15 protein-coding genes are annotated in these 17,428 nt (G+C 75.0%); 8 read left to right on the top strand and 7 right to left on the bottom strand.

The features are described from left to right. Positions 1-152: 152 nt before the first annotated feature. Entirely contained in the window at positions 153-1,826 is a 1,674-nt protein-coding gene (locus ACFYNO_RS31390; RefSeq protein ID WP_388020308.1) for a hypothetical protein, read from the bottom strand. Between the two features lie 159 nt (positions 1,827-1,985). Here ACFYNO_RS31390 and ACFYNO_RS31385 point away from each other — a divergent pair, with 159 nt between their 5' ends. Next, complete coding sequence (locus ACFYNO_RS31385; RefSeq protein ID WP_388020305.1) at positions 1,986-2,330, top strand: hypothetical protein; 345 nt, start codon at positions 1,986-1,988, stop codon at positions 2,328-2,330. Here ACFYNO_RS31385 and ACFYNO_RS31380 read toward each other — a convergent pair. From ACFYNO_RS31380 to ACFYNO_RS31370, 3 genes are all read right to left on the bottom strand, one after another. Further along, positions 2,327-2,965 (bottom strand): LuxR C-terminal-related transcriptional regulator, encoded by a 639-nt coding sequence (locus ACFYNO_RS31380; protein WP_388020302.1) that lies wholly within the window; start codon positions 2,963-2,965, stop codon positions 2,327-2,329. The genes ACFYNO_RS31385 and ACFYNO_RS31380 overlap by 4 nt on opposite strands. A gap of 249 nt (positions 2,966-3,214) precedes the next feature. Then, positions 3,215-4,801, bottom strand: a complete 1,587-nt coding sequence (locus tag ACFYNO_RS31375; RefSeq protein WP_388020299.1) for a multicopper oxidase family protein — start codon at positions 4,799-4,801, stop codon at positions 3,215-3,217. Further along, on the bottom strand, positions 4,798-5,256 hold the full coding sequence (locus ACFYNO_RS31370; RefSeq protein ID WP_388020296.1) for a hypothetical protein: 459 nt from the start codon (positions 5,254-5,256) through the stop codon (positions 4,798-4,800). The genes ACFYNO_RS31375 and ACFYNO_RS31370 overlap by 4 nt, the downstream gene beginning before the upstream one ends. Positions 5,257-5,340: 84 nt before the next feature. On the opposite strand from ACFYNO_RS31370, the gene ACFYNO_RS31365 reads away from it, so the two are divergent. From ACFYNO_RS31365 to ACFYNO_RS31345, 5 genes are all read left to right on the top strand, one after another. Then, positions 5,341-5,781, top strand: coding sequence for a MarR family winged helix-turn-helix transcriptional regulator (locus ACFYNO_RS31365; RefSeq protein ID WP_388020293.1), 441 nt, complete (start codon positions 5,341-5,343; stop codon positions 5,779-5,781). A gap of 127 nt (positions 5,782-5,908) precedes the next feature. Next, entirely contained in the window at positions 5,909-7,141 is a 1,233-nt protein-coding gene (locus ACFYNO_RS31360) for a 2-isopropylmalate synthase (protein WP_388020290.1), read from the top strand. Beyond that, the gene (locus ACFYNO_RS31355) at positions 7,138-7,818 is read left to right on the top strand and encodes a hypothetical protein (protein WP_388020287.1); all 681 of its coding nucleotides are present in this window, start codon (positions 7,138-7,140) and stop codon (positions 7,816-7,818) included. The genes ACFYNO_RS31360 and ACFYNO_RS31355 overlap by 4 nt, the downstream gene beginning before the upstream one ends. Beyond that, positions 7,818-8,342, top strand: a complete 525-nt coding sequence (locus ACFYNO_RS31350; RefSeq protein WP_388020284.1) for an NUDIX hydrolase — start codon at positions 7,818-7,820, stop codon at positions 8,340-8,342. The genes ACFYNO_RS31355 and ACFYNO_RS31350 overlap by 1 nt, the downstream gene beginning before the upstream one ends. 139 nt (positions 8,343-8,481) lie before the next feature. After that, positions 8,482-9,462 (top strand): alpha/beta fold hydrolase, encoded by a 981-nt coding sequence (locus tag ACFYNO_RS31345; RefSeq protein WP_388020281.1) that lies wholly within the window; start codon positions 8,482-8,484, stop codon positions 9,460-9,462. A 67-nt stretch (positions 9,463-9,529) separates the two neighbouring features. On the opposite strand, the gene ACFYNO_RS31340 is transcribed toward ACFYNO_RS31345, so the two are convergent. Beyond that, complete coding sequence (locus ACFYNO_RS31340; RefSeq protein WP_388020278.1) at positions 9,530-10,054, bottom strand: DUF2269 domain-containing protein; 525 nt, start codon at positions 10,052-10,054, stop codon at positions 9,530-9,532. Further along, positions 10,051-10,665 (bottom strand): hypothetical protein, encoded by a 615-nt coding sequence (locus ACFYNO_RS31335; protein WP_388020275.1) that lies wholly within the window; start codon positions 10,663-10,665, stop codon positions 10,051-10,053. The genes ACFYNO_RS31340 and ACFYNO_RS31335 overlap by 4 nt, the downstream gene beginning before the upstream one ends. 284 nt (positions 10,666-10,949) lie before the next feature. On the opposite strand from ACFYNO_RS31335, the gene eccCa reads away from it, so the two are divergent. Together eccCa and ACFYNO_RS31325 are read left to right on the top strand one after the other, a co-directional pair. Next, a complete protein-coding gene (eccCa, locus tag ACFYNO_RS31330; RefSeq protein WP_388020272.1) occupies positions 10,950-13,934 on the top strand; it encodes a type VII secretion protein EccCa in 2,985 nt (994 codons plus the stop codon). A 94-nt stretch (positions 13,935-14,028) separates the two neighbouring features. Beyond that, entirely contained in the window at positions 14,029-16,938 is a 2,910-nt protein-coding gene (locus tag ACFYNO_RS31325) for an AAA family ATPase (protein WP_388020269.1), read from the top strand. 52 nt (positions 16,939-16,990) lie between these two features. Here ACFYNO_RS31325 and ACFYNO_RS31320 read toward each other — a convergent pair whose 3' ends face one another. After that, entirely contained in the window at positions 16,991-17,410 is a 420-nt protein-coding gene (locus ACFYNO_RS31320) for a hypothetical protein (protein ID WP_388020266.1), read from the bottom strand. Between the last annotated feature and the right edge of the window lie 18 nt (positions 17,411-17,428).

The following is a 17,428-nucleotide window of genomic DNA, read 5'->3' as shown; positions in this document are numbered from 1 at the left end:
ATCGTCCAGCCGCGGACGACGGCTCCGGCCAGCTGGGCAACGGCACCACCACGGACAGCAGTTCGCCGGTGACCACGCTCACCGCGCTGACCGGGGTGGACAAGCTCGCCGCGCCGGTCGGCGGGGACTTCAGCCTCCCCAACTGAGCCGCGTCACCGGGCGATCAGCAGGCGCTGCTCGCTCACCCCGCTGCTCGAGCCGCCATCCGCCTCGGTGGCGACGGTCCAGACATAGACGCCGGCCGTGGCGGGGGTGAAGGAGTAGCTGGTCCCGGGCGTCCAGGGGGAGTTGGTCCACCGGCCGTCCGGGGAGAGCACGGCGACGCTGGACCGCGAGCCGTCGGCGGTCCAGCTCAGTGCCACCGGCTCGCCGACCGGTACCTCGGTCTGGTCGGCGGGTGCGACCGGCCGCGGCGCGTCCGGTGCGCCGGCCTCCGGGTCGGCAGCGGTGGAGCCGGTCGGGCGGACGACGAGGTACCGATCCGCGCTCCAACCGCTCGTCAGGGTAAGGGTGGTGGCGTCCGCGCTGGTCACCGCCCACTGGTAGAGGCCGGTACCGGTCGGCCGGAAGGCGCAGCTGGTGCCGGTCAGCCAGTCCGAGTAGCTCCAGTCGCCGCCGTCGAGCCGGGTCATCACGCGGGAGTAGGAGCCGCCACCGCCCCAGCTCAGCACGGTCGGTGTGCCCAGCTCCGCGCTCGCCCGGTCCGGCGGCGAGCTCAGCGCGGGTGCGTGCGGGGTGCCGGCCGGGACGGTGGCCGGGTGGCCGGTCGGGCTGTCCGGGCCGGGATCGCCGTCGGCGGCGGGGCGGTCGGCGGCCGTGCAGCTGGGCAGCGCGGGCCAGTTGGTCTCCGGCTCGACGATGTGGCCGGTGGCGAGCACATAGGTCGGCACGCCGATCGCCGCCGTCAGCAGGACCAGTGCCGTCAGCCCGGCCGCCCAGGCCCGGCGCAGCCGGGGGCCGGGCAGTCGGGTTGGTCCGGCGGGGCCGAGCTCGTCGGCGGCCTCCGGCACCACCGGCTCGGCCAGGGCGTGCAGCTCGGCGGGCAGCCAGGAGCCGCCGGGGCCCTGGGGCGCCGGTTCGAAGAGTTCCACCAGCTGGGCGGGCGTGGGCCGTTCGGCCGGCTCCCGGGTCAGGCAGCCGCGGACCAGCGGGCGCAGCGCCATGGGCAGCCCGTAGAACTTGGGCTCGGAGCCGAGGTGCGGCAGGGGGCCGCCGGTGCCGAAGGGCGCGCAGCCGGCCGCGTGGCAGACCACCAGGCCGAGGGCGAACACATCGCAGGCGGGGCCGGGTTCGGCACCCGCCAGCTGCTCCGGGGAGAAGAACGCGGCGGTGCCCCGACCGGCGTTCGAGGCGAGGCCGAAGTCGACTACCCGCGGGCCGTCCCCGGCGAGCAGCACCTTGGTGGGCCTCAGGCCGCCGTGCACCAGCCCGGCGCCGTGGATCGCCACCAGCGCCTCGGCCAGCCCCGCGCCGAGCACCCGCAACGCGGCCTCCGGCAGCGGCCCGTACCAGCGCACCGCATCGGCGAGCGCCGGGCCGGGGATGAACGCGGTGACCAGCCACGGGTGTTCGGCCTCGGGGTCGGCGTCCACCAGCCGTGCGGTGTGGTGCCCGCCGACCGCGCGGGCGGCCGCCAGGTCCCGGGCCAACCGCAGCCGGAACCCCGGCTCGGCGGCGAGGTCCCGGTGCACGCACCGGACGGCGACCAGCCGCCCGCCCGGCGAACGGCCCAAGAACACCGCACCCGTGCCGCCGCTGCCGAGCCGCCCGAGCAGCCGGTACCGGCCGCCGACCACCGCAGGATCACCCGCCCGCAACGCGTCCACGCCCACCCCCGGGCTGACTGGTCGTCATGTCATGCCGTCACTGTGGGAATACTCGCAGCAGCGGCCGGGAGGGGAAAGGGCGGGGAGCGTCACAGCCCGGCCACGAGGCGGTGGTGTTCCTGGTCGGGTGCCGCCGGATCCCGATCGAGGAGTGTCCGGATGACCACCGTCGACCACCACACCGAGGCCGACCGCACCCTGCTGCCGGCCGCCGTCGAACTCGCCCGCTCCGCCCGGGAGGCGGGCAACCACCCGTTCGGCACCAGCACCGAGCCGTGCGCGATGTGCGCGGGCGCGGTCCTCTGGTCCGGCATCGGCCGGGTGGGGTATCCGCTCGGCGGCGAGGAACTGGTGGAACTCACGGGCGGGATACCGGTGTTGACGCTGAGCTGCCGTGAGGTGCCGGCCAGCGGGCCCGCCGTGGTGCAGGTGGTCGGCCCGGAGCCGCTGCCGCAGGCCCGCGCGGTGCACGACGCGTTCCGGCAGGCCGCCGATTCCGCCTAGAGCAGGCCCTGGCGGAGCGCGTAGGCGACGGCGTGCGAGCGGTTGCGCAGGTGCAGTCGGGTGGTCAGGCCGTGCAGCACGTTCTTCACCCAGCGCTCCGAGTAGCCGACCCGGGCGGCGATCTCGCCGGTGTCCAGGCCGTCCGCGATCAGCCGCAGCACGTCGGCCTCGCGGTCGTTCAGCGGGTGGCCGACGACGGCCGGGCCCAGCGTGCCGCCGGGGCCGGTGCCCGCGCGCTGCGCCCGGCCCACCTGGTCCAGCAGCTGGGCGAGCAGGTCGGCCGGCACCCGGGCCCGGCCGCCGTGCGCCCCGAACACGGCGCTGACCAGCCGGGACGGGGTCACCTCGTGGCGCCACAGGATCGAGGCGATTCCGCAGCCCACCACCCGCAGCAGCTCGGACTCGGGCAGCCGCCCGACCACCAGCACCACCCGCACCTCCGGATCGGCGGTCAGCTCCCGAACCTGCCCCAGCACGTCGTCGCCGACCTCCTCGCAGAGCAGCACCGCCGCGCAGCGCTGCCCGGCGGGCGGCCGCTCGACCAGCCGCAACCCGGGCGCCGAGCGCAGGAAGCTCTGCAGCCCGGCCTGCGAGATCGGGTCGGCGGCTCTGGTCAGTACGGCGATGTCCGGCACGCGAGATCGTCCTCCGAGGGTGGGTAGACAGCACACCGGAACCGCGGAGTGCTGCTCACCCCACGGTTCCGGCCTGCTACGAACGATCGCAGGACCGGGGCGGGGAGGGCAAGAGATCGTTGATCTCAGCTGTGTGGCGGAGATGTTTCCGGGGGACGGCCCCCAAGGGCCTGCGAGGCGGGGTCGAGGAGCGCCCGGGCAGCCGGCCGGGGTCCCCGCCCGAACGGGCACGGGGACCCGGCCGGCGGGTCATTCGGTGGTGAACTCGGCCATCATGGCCATGTCCTCGTGCTCCAGGTTGTGGCAGTGCAGCAGGAAGGCGCCGGCGTAGTCGGTGAACCGGACGGCGACCTCCACGCCCTCGGCGGGGAGCACGTCCACGGTGTCCTTCCAGCCCGTGTCGAACGGCCCGGGAGCCGCGCCGTCGCGGTGCACCACCTGGAACGGGTCCAGGTGCAGGTGGACCGGGTGGTGGACGTCGGTGACGAACCGCCAGACCTCGATCTGGCCGAGCTTGGGCGCGGCCAGCGCGTGGCCGGGCCGGTACTCCTCCCCGTTGATGGTCCAGGTGTGCTCCGACTTCTGGAAGACGAAGGTGCGGGTGTTCACCGCCTTCGCCGGGTCCAGCCGCTCGATGGTGGAGAGCTTGGCCGGCACCCGGGAGTCGTCGGACACGGCGGCGCTGCCGATGTCGAACCGCATGACCTCCGCCGTCGGGCCGCTGCCCAGCTGGTTGACCAGCCGCACCCTGGTGCCGGCGGGGTAGCGGGAGAAGTCCACCACCACGTCGAAGCGCTCGGCCGGGGCGACGTCGATCGAATCGTGCGCCAGCGGCTGCTCCAGCAGGCCGCCGTCCGAGCCGATCTGCAGCAGGCCCCCGCCGCCGGGCGGCTGCGGGTCCAGCGCCAGGCGGTAGCGGCGCGCGTTGGAGGCGTTCAGCAGGCGCAGCCGGTAGCGCGCCCGGTCCACCTCGGCCACCGGCCAGGGCGCGCCGTTGACCAGGATGACGTCGCCGAGCACGCCGTTCATGTACGCGGACCGCACGCCGGTGCGGCCCTGGGCGGGGTCCAGCGCCGGGTAGGCGAAGGAGCCGTCGGCCTCGAAGGCCCGGTCGGCGATCATCAGCGGCAGCTCGCGCCGCCCGCTGGGCAGGCCGAGCGAGGCCTCCTCGTCGTCCCGCACCAGGTGGAAGCCGGCCAGGCCGCGGTAGACCTGCGGGCCGGTGAAGCCCATGGTGTGGTCGTGGTACCAGAGGGTCGCGGCGCGCTGGTTCATCGGGTACGTGTAGTCGCGCTGCGGCTGGTAGGTGGCGCCGCCCATGCCGGGCATCCCCGACATCCCTGACATCCCCGGCATGCCGGCCATCGGCCCGCCCGCGGTGCCGCCGGGCGGGCCGATCAGGTCCAGCGGATAGCCGTCGCTGTCGTGCGGGGTGTGCCCGCCGTGCAGGTGGACGGCGGTCGGGTGGTCCAGCTCGTTGCGGTGGGTGACCACGGTGCGGCGGCCGGAGCGGGATTCGATGGTGGGACCGGGGAAGAGGCCCTGGTAGCCCCAGACTTCGGTGTCGTGACCGGGCACGATCCGGACGGCGCCCTTGCGGGCGGTGATCTCGTAGTAGTCGGCGCCGGCGTCGGTGCGGACCGGCTGGAGCACCTGCGGGATCGGCAGCTCGACTTGGTAGCGGGCCGGCAGCGGCACCTTGCTGGCCAGCAGCAGGCCGGGCTGGCCGCCCGGTATCAGCCCGGCGAGCAGTGGCGGGCCGCCGACGGCCAGCCCGACGCCGAGCACCGCCGCGCCGCCGCCCAGCAGTTGACGCCGGCTCAGGCCGCCGTTCATTCGGCCACCGCCGGTGCGGCGGCGGGCTCGGCCGGGACTGCGGCGGGCTCGGCCGGACCCGCGGCGGCGGGGGCGGACCTGGTCCTGAACACGTCGGCGACGAACTTCTCCGCCATCACGAAGATGCCGACGCCCAGCGGTATGTGGAGCAGCAGCACCCGGCTGAAGCCCAGGCTGATCTGGGCGACGCAGCAGAGCAGCAGGATGCCGTACTGGATGGCCAGGTTGGCCGGACTGCCGGACAGCCGCCAGGCCAGCACGGCGGAGACGGCCGCCAGCAGGACGGCGGTGGCCAGGATCATCGCGGCCATCAGGTGTGCGTCGAGCAGCGGGTAGTACCCCTGCAGGAAGCCGCCCGCCAGGAACGGCTGGATCAGGGCGAGGAGTGCGGAGAGCGCGGCGAACACCCGCAGGGCGATCAGCGGCCAGCGCGGCGGGGCAGGGTTGTGCGACATTGCGACCCCCGTGAAGGAGAGAATCAGGTCCCCATCGAGATTGTCTCAGGTGAGACTATCTTGCCGAGATCCTATACTGCCCTTATGAAGTCGAACCAGCCGCCCCCACCCGTGGGACTGGCCCTGCGCCACGCCCACCTGCGCGCCGCCCGGATCTTCGCCGAGGAGCTGCGCCCGCTCGGGCTGGAGAACGCCCCCGCCGGGCTGATCATCAACCTCGGGCACCTCGGGTCGCTCACCCAGCGGCAGTTGATGGACGTGGTCGGCATGGACAAGTCCGCGATGGTCCGCCAGCTGGACCAGCTGGAGGCGCGCGGCCTGGTCCGCCGCCGCCCGCACCCGACCGACCGCCGCGCGCACGCCGTCGAGCTCACCGAGGCCGGCCGTCGGCTGCTCGGCCGGGTGCTGGAGGCCGCCGACCGCGCCGAGGAGCGGCTGCTGACCGGGCTGGCGCCCGAGCGGCGAGCCGAGTTCCGCGAACTGCTGCTGGTCGTCTCGGAGCTGGGCCCGAGCGCTCAGGAGTGACCCCGGCGGGCCCGAACTGACGAGTCATCACTCGAACGAGTGAGGCGGAGTCGCTCGGAACACGGGAGCGGCGCGGCATCGGTTTGGATCGGACCGCTGGTGACGGGCGTGGACCGAGGGGGCAGCAGTGCCGCAGGACGTGGTGCGGGAGACGGCGCGGGCCGGGCGGATGGTGCTCTGGGAGGAGGCCGCACGGGACGGTGCCCAGGCCCGGACGCTGATGTCCGCCGAATTCCGGGTCTGGCTGGCTCGGGAGCAGGGGCGGGCCTTCGGCGCCGACGGCCCCCGGCAGGTGGTCTTCGCCGCCGGCTTCCCCGCCGTCTGCGCGGAGGAGCGCGAGGCGGTCCGGCGGGTGGCGCTGGAGGCGGGCGAGGCGGTCAGCGTGGCCGCCGTCTGCCGGGCGATCCCCGCCGACCTGCGGCAGGCCCACGCGGCCGTGCGCGGCGGGGCGCACTCCCGGGTGATGCTGGTGCTGCCCGCCTCCGCCGCGATGGCCGGGGTGATGCTGCACCGCGAGCCCGGCGAGGCGCTGCGCGAGGCCGCCGCGCTGATCGAAGAGGCCCGCGGCTGGGAGGGCGGGGTGGCACTGGACGTCTGCCTGGCCGACGCCTCGCGCACCGAACCCGGCGCGCTCGCCGAGGCGGCCGCCCGGCTGACCGCCGCCGGGGCCGGGACGGTGCTGCTCGCCGACACCGTCGGGATGCTGCTGCCCGAGCGGACCGCCGAGCTCTTCGCCGAGGTCACCGCCCGGCTGGCCGGCGAGCCGGTGGTGCTCGGCGCCCACCTGCACGACGACCTCGGGCTCGGCCTGGCCAACACCCTCGCCGCGCTGCGGGCCGGCGTGCGGGTGGCGGCCGGCTCCTGGCTCGGGATCGCCGAGCGCTCCGGCATGGCCGCCACCGAGCAACTGCTCTTCCTGCTCACCCGGCACGGCGAGGAGCTGATCGGCGGCCCCGCCTGGCACACCGCGCCCGACCTGACGCTGCTGCCGCTCTTCGCCCGGTTGGTCGCCGAGCACACCGGCGCGCTGCTCGGCGTCACCACCCCGATCGTCGGTACCGGGGTCGGGACGCTCTCCACCGGCACGCCGTTCGTGGCGCCCGAGCTGTTCCAGCCGTTCGACCCGCGGGCCGTGCTGGGCATCGAACCGACCGTGGTGCTCAGCCAGTTGGCCAGCACCCGGGTGGTCGGCGCGGTCGCCGAGCGGCTGGGGCACAAGCTGACCGGGGACCAGCTGCGGGCGGCCACCGCCTGGGTGAAGAGCCGGGCCTACCGGTGCGGGACGGCGGTGGTCGAGGAGGCCGACTTCGCCGGCTACCTGGAGGGGCTGACGGCGGTGCTCGGGGAGCGGGTCCGGTGAGCGGCGAACTGCCGGACGCGATCGGGCTGGAGGGGGCGCGCGAGGCGCTGGCGGCGGGGCGGGCGATCGTGCTGCCGCACCCCTGGCCGCTGCCCTACGGCGTGGTCGGCACCGATCCGCGCGCCGTCAACACGGCGAAGCGCCGGCCCGCCGCGCAGTCCGTGGCGTTCTGGGCGCACGGGCCCGACGGCCGCGCCGCGCTGGCCCCGGCGCTGGCCCTGGGCGCGGCCGAACTCGACCTGCTGGAACGGCTGCTGGTGGACGAGCTGCTGACCGTGCTGGTGCCGGTTCGGGCGGCCACCGGCTGGCTGGCGCCCGCGACGCTGGACGGCTGGGCGCTGGTCTTCGGCGGCCGCTGGCAGCCGCTCGACCCGCTGCTGGAGGAGTTCCCGGTGCTCTACGCCAGCAGCGCCAACCTGACCGGCCGGCCGCCGGTGGCCGACACCGAGGAGGCGCTGGCCGCCTTCCATCCCGCGACGCCGGTGCTGCACCTGGCCGAGCCGCCCGAACTGCGCGCCGAGCAGCGCCGCGCGGCCGGACGCCGCTCCACCACCACCGTGCGCCTGCACACCGGCGGGCACCTCACGCTGTACCGCCAGGGCGTGCAGGACGCGGCGCACCCGAGTCCGGAGGCGTACCTCCGGTACCTGGTACGGCGCTACCGGAGGGGGAGCTGATGCGGGCGTTCGAGGCGGTGAGGATCAGGGTCGGCGCGCTGGTGTTCTGCGGGGAGGAGCTGGCACTGCTGCGGCGGTCCCGGCCGGACGGGGACTTCTACAGCACGATCGGCGGCAACGTGGAGCCGGGGGAGGACCTGCGCGCGGCGCTCTGGCGGGAGCTGGACGAGGAGTTGGGGCTGGCGGCCGATCAGGTCGTGTGCCTGGAGCCGGAGTTGATCTGGGTGCAGGACGCGATGGTGCCGCGCCCCGGGCCGACCCCGCCGCCGCGCAAGCTGCACCTGCACTACCGGCTGCACGTCACACCCGCGGTGCGTGCCATGCTGGCGAGCGAGGAGTACGACCTGCTGCCCGACGGCACCCGCGACCTCGGGCGGATCGAGTGGATTCCCTACCGGCGCGCTGCTACTCTGCCGCTCTTCCCGCCGATCGGTCCCGCGCTCTCCGCGCTGGTGGGGCCGGACGCGCCCGCCGGACGGTGCGAGCTGGAGCCGGTCACGGAGCGCACCTACACCTGGCGCTGAGGGGCGCTATCGCGCCAACCGGCTCGCGGTTTCACGCCATTCGGAGGACCCACCTGCCACGCCCGCCCCACCCGTCTGCCTACGATGCAAGCCGGAGCAGAACGATCTTGTGGGGGAAATCATGCGAACGGCACGGGACATGACGAAGCATCAGCGCCGTTGGCCGGTGGCCGTGGCCGCCGCGGCGCTCACGGCGGCGACGGTCCTCACCGCCTCCGGCGGCGCCGCCGAGGCCGCCGCCACCCCGCCCGGCGGGCTGGCGGGCTTCAAGGACGGCTACGCGCCGAGCGACGGCCTGCGGATCCACTACGCGGTGGCGGGGCACGGCCCGGCGCTGGTGCTGCTGCACGGCTGGCCGGAGACCCTGCAGGCCTGGGGCGAGGTGGCGCCCGCGTTCACCAAGGACCACACCGTGATCGCCGTCGACCTGCGCGGCCTGGGCCGCTCGCAGGCCTCGGACAGCGACGCCCAGGGCACCTACACGGCGCTGACCATCGCCGCGGACGTGCACGCGGTGGTGGAGCAGCTGGGCTTCGGCGGCCAGCAGATCTCGGTGGCCGGCCATGACGTGGGCGGCGGTGTCGCGCTGGCCTACGCGGCGAAGTACCGCACGGAGGTGGGCCACCTGGCGATCCTGGAGGCCCCGCCGACCACCTGGTACCTGCAACTGGTGGCCGACAAGCCGAACTTCCTCTGGTGGGACTCCTTCATCAACGGCCAGAAGCCCGGCGTGCCGGAGCAGCTGGTGGCCGGCCGGGAGAAGACCTTCTACGGCTCGGTCTACAACGGCTCGGCCCCGGGCGGCGCCCCGAGCGCCAAGAGCCAGCAGGCCTACATCGCCGCCTACAGCCGCCCCGGCGCGACCCGCTCCGGGTTCGACTTCTTCCGCCAGCAGGACACCGGCGAGCGCGACGTCCAGAAGCTGCTGGACGACAACCTGCTGACCATGCCGGTGCTCGGCCTCGGCGGTCAGAACAGCATGGGCGCGGCGGTCGCCGACGACCTGGGGAACGTCGCCACCAACGTCACGCCGGCGGTGGTGCCGGGCGCCAACCACTGGGTGCTGGAGGAGAACCCGCAGTTCGTGGTGGACCGGATCCGGGAGCTGCTGGCGCGGTAGCGCGAGCCGACAACCGGGCACGGCCCGGAGCCGCTACTGGCGCGGCTTCGGGCCGTCCCCGTCCGGGCTACCCCGTGGCCCGGCGCCCGCGGCCCGGTTTGACCACGCTCAGCACGGTCGCGAGCAGGTAGAGCACCAGCGCGACGCAGGGGGCGATCACCAGGGTCCAGCCCGGGGCCCAGAGGGTGGCGAGGAGGGCGGTGTCGGCCGGGCTGCCGGGCCGGGCGCTGTCGGTGGCGGCCTGGTCCGCGCGGGGGAGCAGGGCCAGGACGGCGAGCAGCACCGAGGCGGCGCTGAGCAGGAACTTCGCGCCCACCCAGCGGTGCTTCAGCAGACCCCAGTGGCCGCCGTAGGTGAGGACCAGGCCGCTGAGGATCGCGGACAGGCCCAGCGGCAGCAGCAGGGTGTCGAGCAGCAGCCGGATGTCGAGGTAGCGGGCATGCCGGTCGGCCGGGTCGGCCGCGGCCGCGACACCCAGGACCAGCAGCACCAGGTCCTCGCCGAGCCAGGCGAGCGAGGTCACCAGGTGGGCGATGAGCGCGAGTTGGCGGCCCCGGCGGCTGAGCCGGAAGCGGCGTGCGGGGCGGGTCATCGGTCGGCCGCCGTGGTCGGCCGGCGGGCGGCCGCGAGCAGCCGGACGGCGGCGAGCAGGCGCCAGAGCGGTTCCACCCGGGTGACCGCCGGGATGGCGAGCGAGAGCAGCGGGACCAGCAGCAGCGGTGCGGCGACCGTGCCGAACCGGGCGGTCCAGCGCGGGCTCCGGTCGTCGGCGAGTGCCGCCCGGGAGCCGAACCAGAGCAGGCCGGCCAGACCGGCCAGGTGCACGGGACCGCCCAGCGCGAGGGTGAGCCGGGCGAGCAGCAGCAGGGTGCCGTCCCCGGCCGAGGAGGCCACGGCGGCCAGCGTGACCGAGAGGACGGCGGCCCCGGCGAAGGCCGCCGCCGCCAGCCGGCCGGCCGGGCGCGCCCGGCGGTCGGCGCTGTCGGCGAACATCAGCAGGCCCGTGGCGGCTGCCAGTTGGAGCAGCGCGGAGACCCAGACGGCCGTTCCGCTGGTGGAGTAGTAGAGCCGGAGCTGCGCGGCGTCCGCGGCCGGGAGGAAGAGCGTGTTCCGGGCCAGGGCGGCACCGGCCACCAGGCTCGCGATGAACCCGGCGACGAAGAGCGGCGCGCCGATCCGCGGGCCTCCAGGGATTCTGGTCATGGTGTACGGGCTCCCGAATGTTCAGCTGACGTGTCGTCACCAGCACACTCCGTCCGGCCCGTCCTGGCGTCCCACGGCGGGGGCGGACGCGACTACTCTCCGGGAAGTACCCGGCCGCTGGGGGTGCGCCCGTGTGCGCCTGTGTGACGAAACCGAGCGGTCTTGCGCTGTCCACGCGCGTTGACGCTACGATCTGCGGCAACCAGGTAGCCCAGAGTGGCGAGGGGGTCGCGCAGGTGGGTGTGACGACGATCAGAGGGACCGGACGGACGAGGCCGAGAGTGGTGCCGGCGGCCGAGATCCAGCTGGAGCAGCCGCCACCACGGCCCAGGGTCACGCTCCGCGCCGCGGTCCTGCGAGGTCTCACGCTGCTCGGCGCCCTCGGCTCGGCCGGCCTGGCCCTCGCACCCGGCGCACCGCCCGGGCTGCGGCTGACGGGGGCGGCCGCCCTGCTGCTCTCGCTGGCCGCCGCCGTCCACCAGCTCCGCCGCAGCCGTGCCGAGCGGCGCGAGTACCGGCGCCATCTGGCCATCGCCGAAAGGCGGTTGAGTCAGAGCGAAGAGCTGCAGCGGTCCGCCGCGCTCTTCCTCCACCCGGCCCCGGACCAGCTCTGGTCGCTGGTGGCCGAGCACCGGCTGTGGGAGCGCGCCCGCACCGACGAGGACTTCGGCTGCCTGCGGATCGGCACCGGGCGGCAGCGGCCCAGGGCCCGGCTGGTGCTGCCGCAGCTGCTGGCCGACCGGGTGGGCGCGCTGGACCGCCGCTGCCTCCGCGACCTGCGCCGACTGGCCGCCGAGCACGACGAGTTGGACGGGCTTCCGATCTCGCTCTCGCTGCGCGCCTACCCCAGGATCACCGTCGACGGCGATCCGGCCGAGGCCCGCGGACTGGTCCGTGCCCTGCTGGCCCAACTGGCCACCCACCACTCGCCGTCCGAGATGCTGCTGGCCGTGGTCGCCCCGCAGCAGTGGAGTTGGACCTGGGCCGAGTGGCTGCCGCACACCAGTCCGCCGGCCGGCGGTGGACCGGCCCTGATCCTCCCCGACTTCGACGCCCTGGAGCGCCGGCTGGCCGGCGAACTCGCCGACCGCCGCGAGTTCGACCGCAGCACCCCGGCGGACCGCGGCCGGCGCCAGCTGCTGGTGGTCGCCGACGGCGCCGCGCCGCCCGAGGACCCGGCCGGGCCCTGGCACGGCGGACTCAACGACGTCACTTTGCTGGAGATCGCCCCGCGCACCCCCGCACCCGTCCCGCCCGGCCTGCGGCTGACCGTCCGGGACGGCGGACTGCGGCTGCACTCCGGCGACTTCAGCCGCAGCGGCCGGGCCGACCGGCTGGAGGCCGAGCAGGCCGAGGCGCTGGCCCGCCGGCTGGCGCTGTTCCGGCCCGAGTCCGGCCCGTTCGGCGCCGGACCCGCCACCGCACCGGACTTCGCCGAACTGCTCGGCGCCGAGGAACTGCTGCGCGGCCCGCAGCCGCGGGAGCCCTGGCAACCCGGTCCGCCCGCCGACCGGTTACGGGTGCCGATCGGGACCACCGGGAGCGGGGAGCCGGTCCGGCTCGACCTCCGGGAGGCCGCGCTCGGCGGCACCGGCCTCTGCGTGGGCGCCGAGGGCTCCGGAAAGTCGGAGCTGTTGCTGACCCTGGTGGCGGCCCTCGCGCTCACCCACTCGCCCGAAGAGATCACCTTCGTGCTGGCCGACTTCACCGGCGGCGACACCTTCCTGCCGGTCGCCGGACTGCCGCACGTGGTCGGCCTGCTGAGCGGCCTGCCCGGGCAACTGCGCAAGCTGGAGCGGTTCCGCGAGGCGATCGACGGCGAACTCGACCGACGCCAGCAGCTGTTGCGGGAGGCCGGGAACCTGCGCTCGCACACCGACTACCAGCGGCGCCGCGAGCAGCAGCCCACCCTGCCGCCGCTTCCGGTGCTGCTGGTGGCCGCCGACGAGGTCGGCGAACTGCTCGCCGCCCGGCCCGAGATGCGCGCCGCCTTCGAACGGATCGCCAGGACCGGCCCGGCACTCGGAGTCCGCCTGCTGCTCACCGCCCGGCGGATGGCCGCCGGCGCACTGCGCGAGCTGGACCACCTGGTGGCCTACCGGATCGCCCTGCGCACCCGTACCCCCGCCGGCTCCCGCGCCGTGATCGGCACACCCGACGCCTACGACCTGCGCGGCGAGCCGGGCAGCGGCTACCTGCGGGTCGGCTCGGCGCTGCCGGTCCGGTTCCAGGCCGCCCACGCCGGCGCGCCCGACCGGGCCGCACCGGAGCGCACCGTGCTGGACCTGGTCGCCGCCCGGCTGAGCGGCCACCGCCCGGCGGCCCGCCGGATCCCGCTGCCGCCGCTGACCACCAGCTCCCTGGACGGACTGCTCGGACCGCTCAGCGCCACCCCGGAGCGCGGCCTGGCCCCGCTGGGCTGGAACGGGCCGGGCGCGCTCGCGGTGCCGGTCGCCCTGATGGACGACCCGCGCGGCCAGCGCCAGGAGGAGATGTGGCTGGACTTCGCCGGCCCCGGCGGCCACGCCCTGGTGGTCGGCGCGCCCGGCTCCGGCAAGACCACCCTGCTGCGCACCCTGACCACGGCGTTCGCGCTCACCCACACCCCCGCCGAGACCCGGTTCGGGCTGCTGGACTTCGACGGCGGCGGGCTGGCCGCACTGCGCGGACTCCCGCACGTCGGCGCGGTGGCCGCCCGCACCGACGCCGAGCAGGTCCGACGCACCGTCAGCGAGGTGCACGCGCTGCTCGACCGCCGGGCGGAGGCGTTCCGGACCCGAGCCATCGACGGCATCCGGGACTTCCGCGCCCGCCGCGCCGCCGGCCAACTGCCCGGCGAGCGGTCCGGCGACCACTTCCTGGTGATCGACGGCTGGCTGGGCTTCCAGCAGGAGCACCCCGAACTGGAGCCGCTGATCGAGGAGATCGCCCGGCGCGGCCTCGGCTACGGCGTGCACCTGGTGATCGCCGCGACCCGGTACGCGCACCTGCGGCCCGGCCTGCGGGAGTTGCTGTGCAACCGCACCGAACTGCGGCTGGCCGAGGCGGCCGAGTCGCAGGTGGACGCCGCGGCGGCGCTCTCCGTGCCGGCCAAGGCGCCGGGGCGCGGACTGAGCCGCGGCGGGCTGCACTTCCGGACCGCGCTGCCCCGGATCGACGGCTCGACCGGAACCGCCGACCTGGCCGCGGGCCTCGCCGACCTGGTCGGCCGCAGCGCCGCGGCCTGGGCGGCGACCGCCACCAGGCCGCCCCGGAGCGGCGCGGACTGACACGCCACCGGGCTGACCAGCCGTTAGGCGGCGTGCGATCATGTCCCGGAACGTCAGGTGGGTGGGAAAGCGGGGGCTCGTGTTCAATCTGCTGGTGTCGTTGACCGAGCCGCGGGCCTACCGCACCCTGATCGACGCGCTGAAGGTGGTGCCCGCCGGGACCCACGCGAACATCGTGGTCGCCCCCGGGCACTACCGCACCGAGTCCTACCGGTTCTGGGGCACGGCGACGATCACCGCACCGGGCGGGCGCGGCTCGGCGGTGATCGACTGCTCCGGCGAGTACAACCTGCAGATCGAGGGCCGCACCACCCTGCAGGGCCTGGTGCTGCGCAACTGGCACGACGGCGGCACGGCGCTCGGCGTGGTCGGCGGCTCGGCCGTGGTGGAGGACTGCGAGTTCATCAGCAAGTCCAACACCGCCGTCTGGGCCCGCAACGGCTCCGAGCTCTTCCTGCGCCGCAGCGTGGTGCGGGACGGCGCGATCGCCTACTCCGACTCCGGCGGCGTGATCGAGGGCTGCGCCGTGATCGGCTCCAAGGCCTGCGGCATCGCGCTGCGCGACGGCTCGCTGGTGAGCGTGCGCAACTGCCGGGTCAGCGGCTCCAAGGAGCACGGGATCTTCGTCACCACGCGGGCCAACCCGCTGATCGAGCAGTGCGAGGTGGACGGCGGCGAGCAGGCCGGCATCCTGGTCGGCAAGCACGCCCGCGCGGCGGTGCACGGCGGGGCGGTGCGCGACACCGTGCTGTGCGGGCTGGTGGTCCGGGACGAGGCGCAGGCCGAGGTGCGCGGACTGCGGATCGACGGGGCCAAGGTGGACGGCATCTGGTGCACCACGGGCGGCGTGCTGACGGCCGTGGACACCGCCGTGCGCAACTCGGCGCGGTACGGCGTCTCGATGGACGAGGGCGCCGCGATGACGCTCACCGGGGTCGAGATCGACGGGGCCGGGGACATCGGCCTGGTGGTCGGCGGCGGCCGGACCGTGGTGGAGCGGGGCGCCGTCCGGGCGGCCAAGGTCGGAGTCGGCTTCGGCGGCGACAGCGGCACGATGACGATGACGGGCACCCGGGTGACCGGGAACGCCGACGCGGGCGTGGTGATCAGCCCCGGCGGGTCGGCGCAGCTGCGCGACGTGGAGATCAGCGGGACCGACGGGCCCGGGCTGCTGATGGCGGCCGGGGCCCGGGCGGAGGTCCAGGGCCTGGTGTCGGCGGACAACCGGCTGCCGGACAGGACCGACGGATCGGTGGGGACCCCGGCAGCCGCCCCGGCCTCTGCACCGGTCGAGCCGAAGCAGCGGGAGGCCGGCCCGGCAGGCGGTTCGGTGGAGGCGCTGCTGGCCGAACTCGACGCCATGGTCGGCCTGGCCGAGGTGAAGCAGGAGATCGGCAAGCTGGTCAAGTTCCTCCGGGTGGCCGAGCAGCGCCGCCGCGCCGGGCTGCCGCAGGGCCCGGCGATCGGGCGGCACATGGTCTTCGCCGGCTCCCCGGGTACCGGGAAGACCACCGTGGCACGGGTGTTCGGGCGGCTGCTCGCCGACCTCGGCGTGGTCGCCGACGGCCACGTCACCGAGGTCTCCCGGGCCGACCTGGTCGGCAAGGTGCTCGGCGAGACCACCCAGAAGACCACCGCCGTCTTCCAACGGGCGCTCGGCGGCGTGCTCTTCGTCGACGAGGCGTACGCCCTGTCGCGCCGCTTCGGGGTCGGCACCGACTTCGGGCAGGAGGCGATCGACACCATGGTCAAGCTGATGGAGGACCACCGGGACGAGCTGGTGGTGGTCTTCGCCGGCTACTCGGCCGAGATGCGCGAGTTCCTGAACGCCAACCCCGGTCTGCAGTCCCGGATCTCCCGGACCGTCGAGTTCGAGGACTACACCCCCGACGAGCTGGTGCGGATCTTCGAACTGCTCGCCGACCAGTACGAGTTCACCCTCTCGGAGGGCACCCGGCAGGCGCTCGCCGGGCACTTCCGGCAGGCCCGGCGGGGATCGAACTTCGGCAACGGCCGGGAGGCCCGCCGGCTCTTCGAGGGCGCGCTACAGCAACAGGCCGAGCGGCTGGCCGAGTTGGACCGGATGCCGTCGGCCGAGGAGCTGCGGTCGCTGCTGCCGGAGGACCTGGAGGGCGTGGGGGACCGCGGCCTCGGCGCCCGGTTCGGCGACGCCAGGGACAACGCCCAGGTCGAGGCGGTGCTGGCCGAACTCTCCGGCATGATCGGGCTGTCCGGCATCAAGCAGCAGATCACCGACCTGATGGACCTGATCGTGATGACCCGGCGCCGCCGTGAGGCCGGCCTGCCGGCCGACCCGCTCCCCGGCCACCTGGTCTTCGCCGGCCCGCCCGGGACCGGCAAGACCACCGTCGCCCGGCTCTACGGCTCGCTGCTGGCGGCGCTGGGCGTGCTGGCCCGCGGGCAGGTGGTGGAGGTCTCCCGGGCCGCCCTGGTCGGCACCTTCACCGGGCAGACCGCGACCCTCACCGCCGCCTGCTTCGAACGGGCGCGCGGCGGCGTGCTGTTCATCGACGAGGCGTACACCCTGGTCCGTGCCTCGGGCTCCGGCGCGGACTACGGGCAGGAGGCGATCGACACCCTGGTGAAGCTGATGGAGGACCACCGCGACGAGGTCGTGGTGATCGCGGCCGGCTACACCGCCGAGATGGACAGCTTCCTGGCCGGCAACCCCGGACTGGCCTCGCGGTTCTCCTCCACCGTCGAGTTCCCCGAGTACGGCCCCGAGGAACTGGTGGAGATCCTGCTCGGCCTCGCCGAACAGGCCGGCTACCACCTCCCGGCCGACACGCTGGACGCCGTCCGCGCCCACCTCGCCGCCCGCGCCGAGGCCTACGCCCAGGGCAACGCCCGCGAGGTCCGCAAGCTGCTCGCCGCGATCCAGACCGCGCAGGCCCGCCGCCTGCGCGCCCAGGAGCGACAGGGGCGGGAGACGACGCGGGAGGACCTGCGGGAGTTCCGGCCGGAGGACGTGCTGGCGAGCTGACGGGGGCTCAGCCGGCTGGAGCTCGGGAGGCGAAGGCTCAGCCGGCTGCAGCTCAGCGCCGGCGGCGGGCGAATCCGAGCAGGACCGCGCCGACCGGGCCCAAGGCGCCGGCCGCGGTGAGCAGCGGCAGCGGGGGAGCGTCGGAGCCGGTCGCGGCGAGTTCGGGGCCAGGCGTGCGGCTGGGATGTGGCGATGCCGCGGAGCTCGGGAACGGGCTCGGGGTGGTACCGGCGCTCGGGCTCGGGCCGGAACTCGGGCTCCGCGTCGGGGAGGGCGCCGGGCTCGGCGTCGAGGACGGTGTCGGCGTCGGCGTGGTGAGGTCGCCGCATCGCAGGTCCGCGGTGAACGGGAAGTAGTGGATCTCCCCGGCGCTCACCGGCCCGCCCGGCCCGGTCAGCGGGCCCTGGACCAGCGAGCGGACGATGAGATCGCCTTCGGTGTTGCCGGGATCGCGGCACAGCGAGATCGTCATGCATCCCATATGTGCAGA

The organism is Kitasatospora sp. NPDC006697 (assembly GCF_042869935.1).
Classification (GTDB): domain Bacteria; phylum Actinomycetota; class Actinomycetes; order Streptomycetales; family Streptomycetaceae; genus Kitasatospora.
Note: the sequence above shows the minus strand (reverse complement) of the source record. Positions and strands in the feature narration are given on the sequence as shown.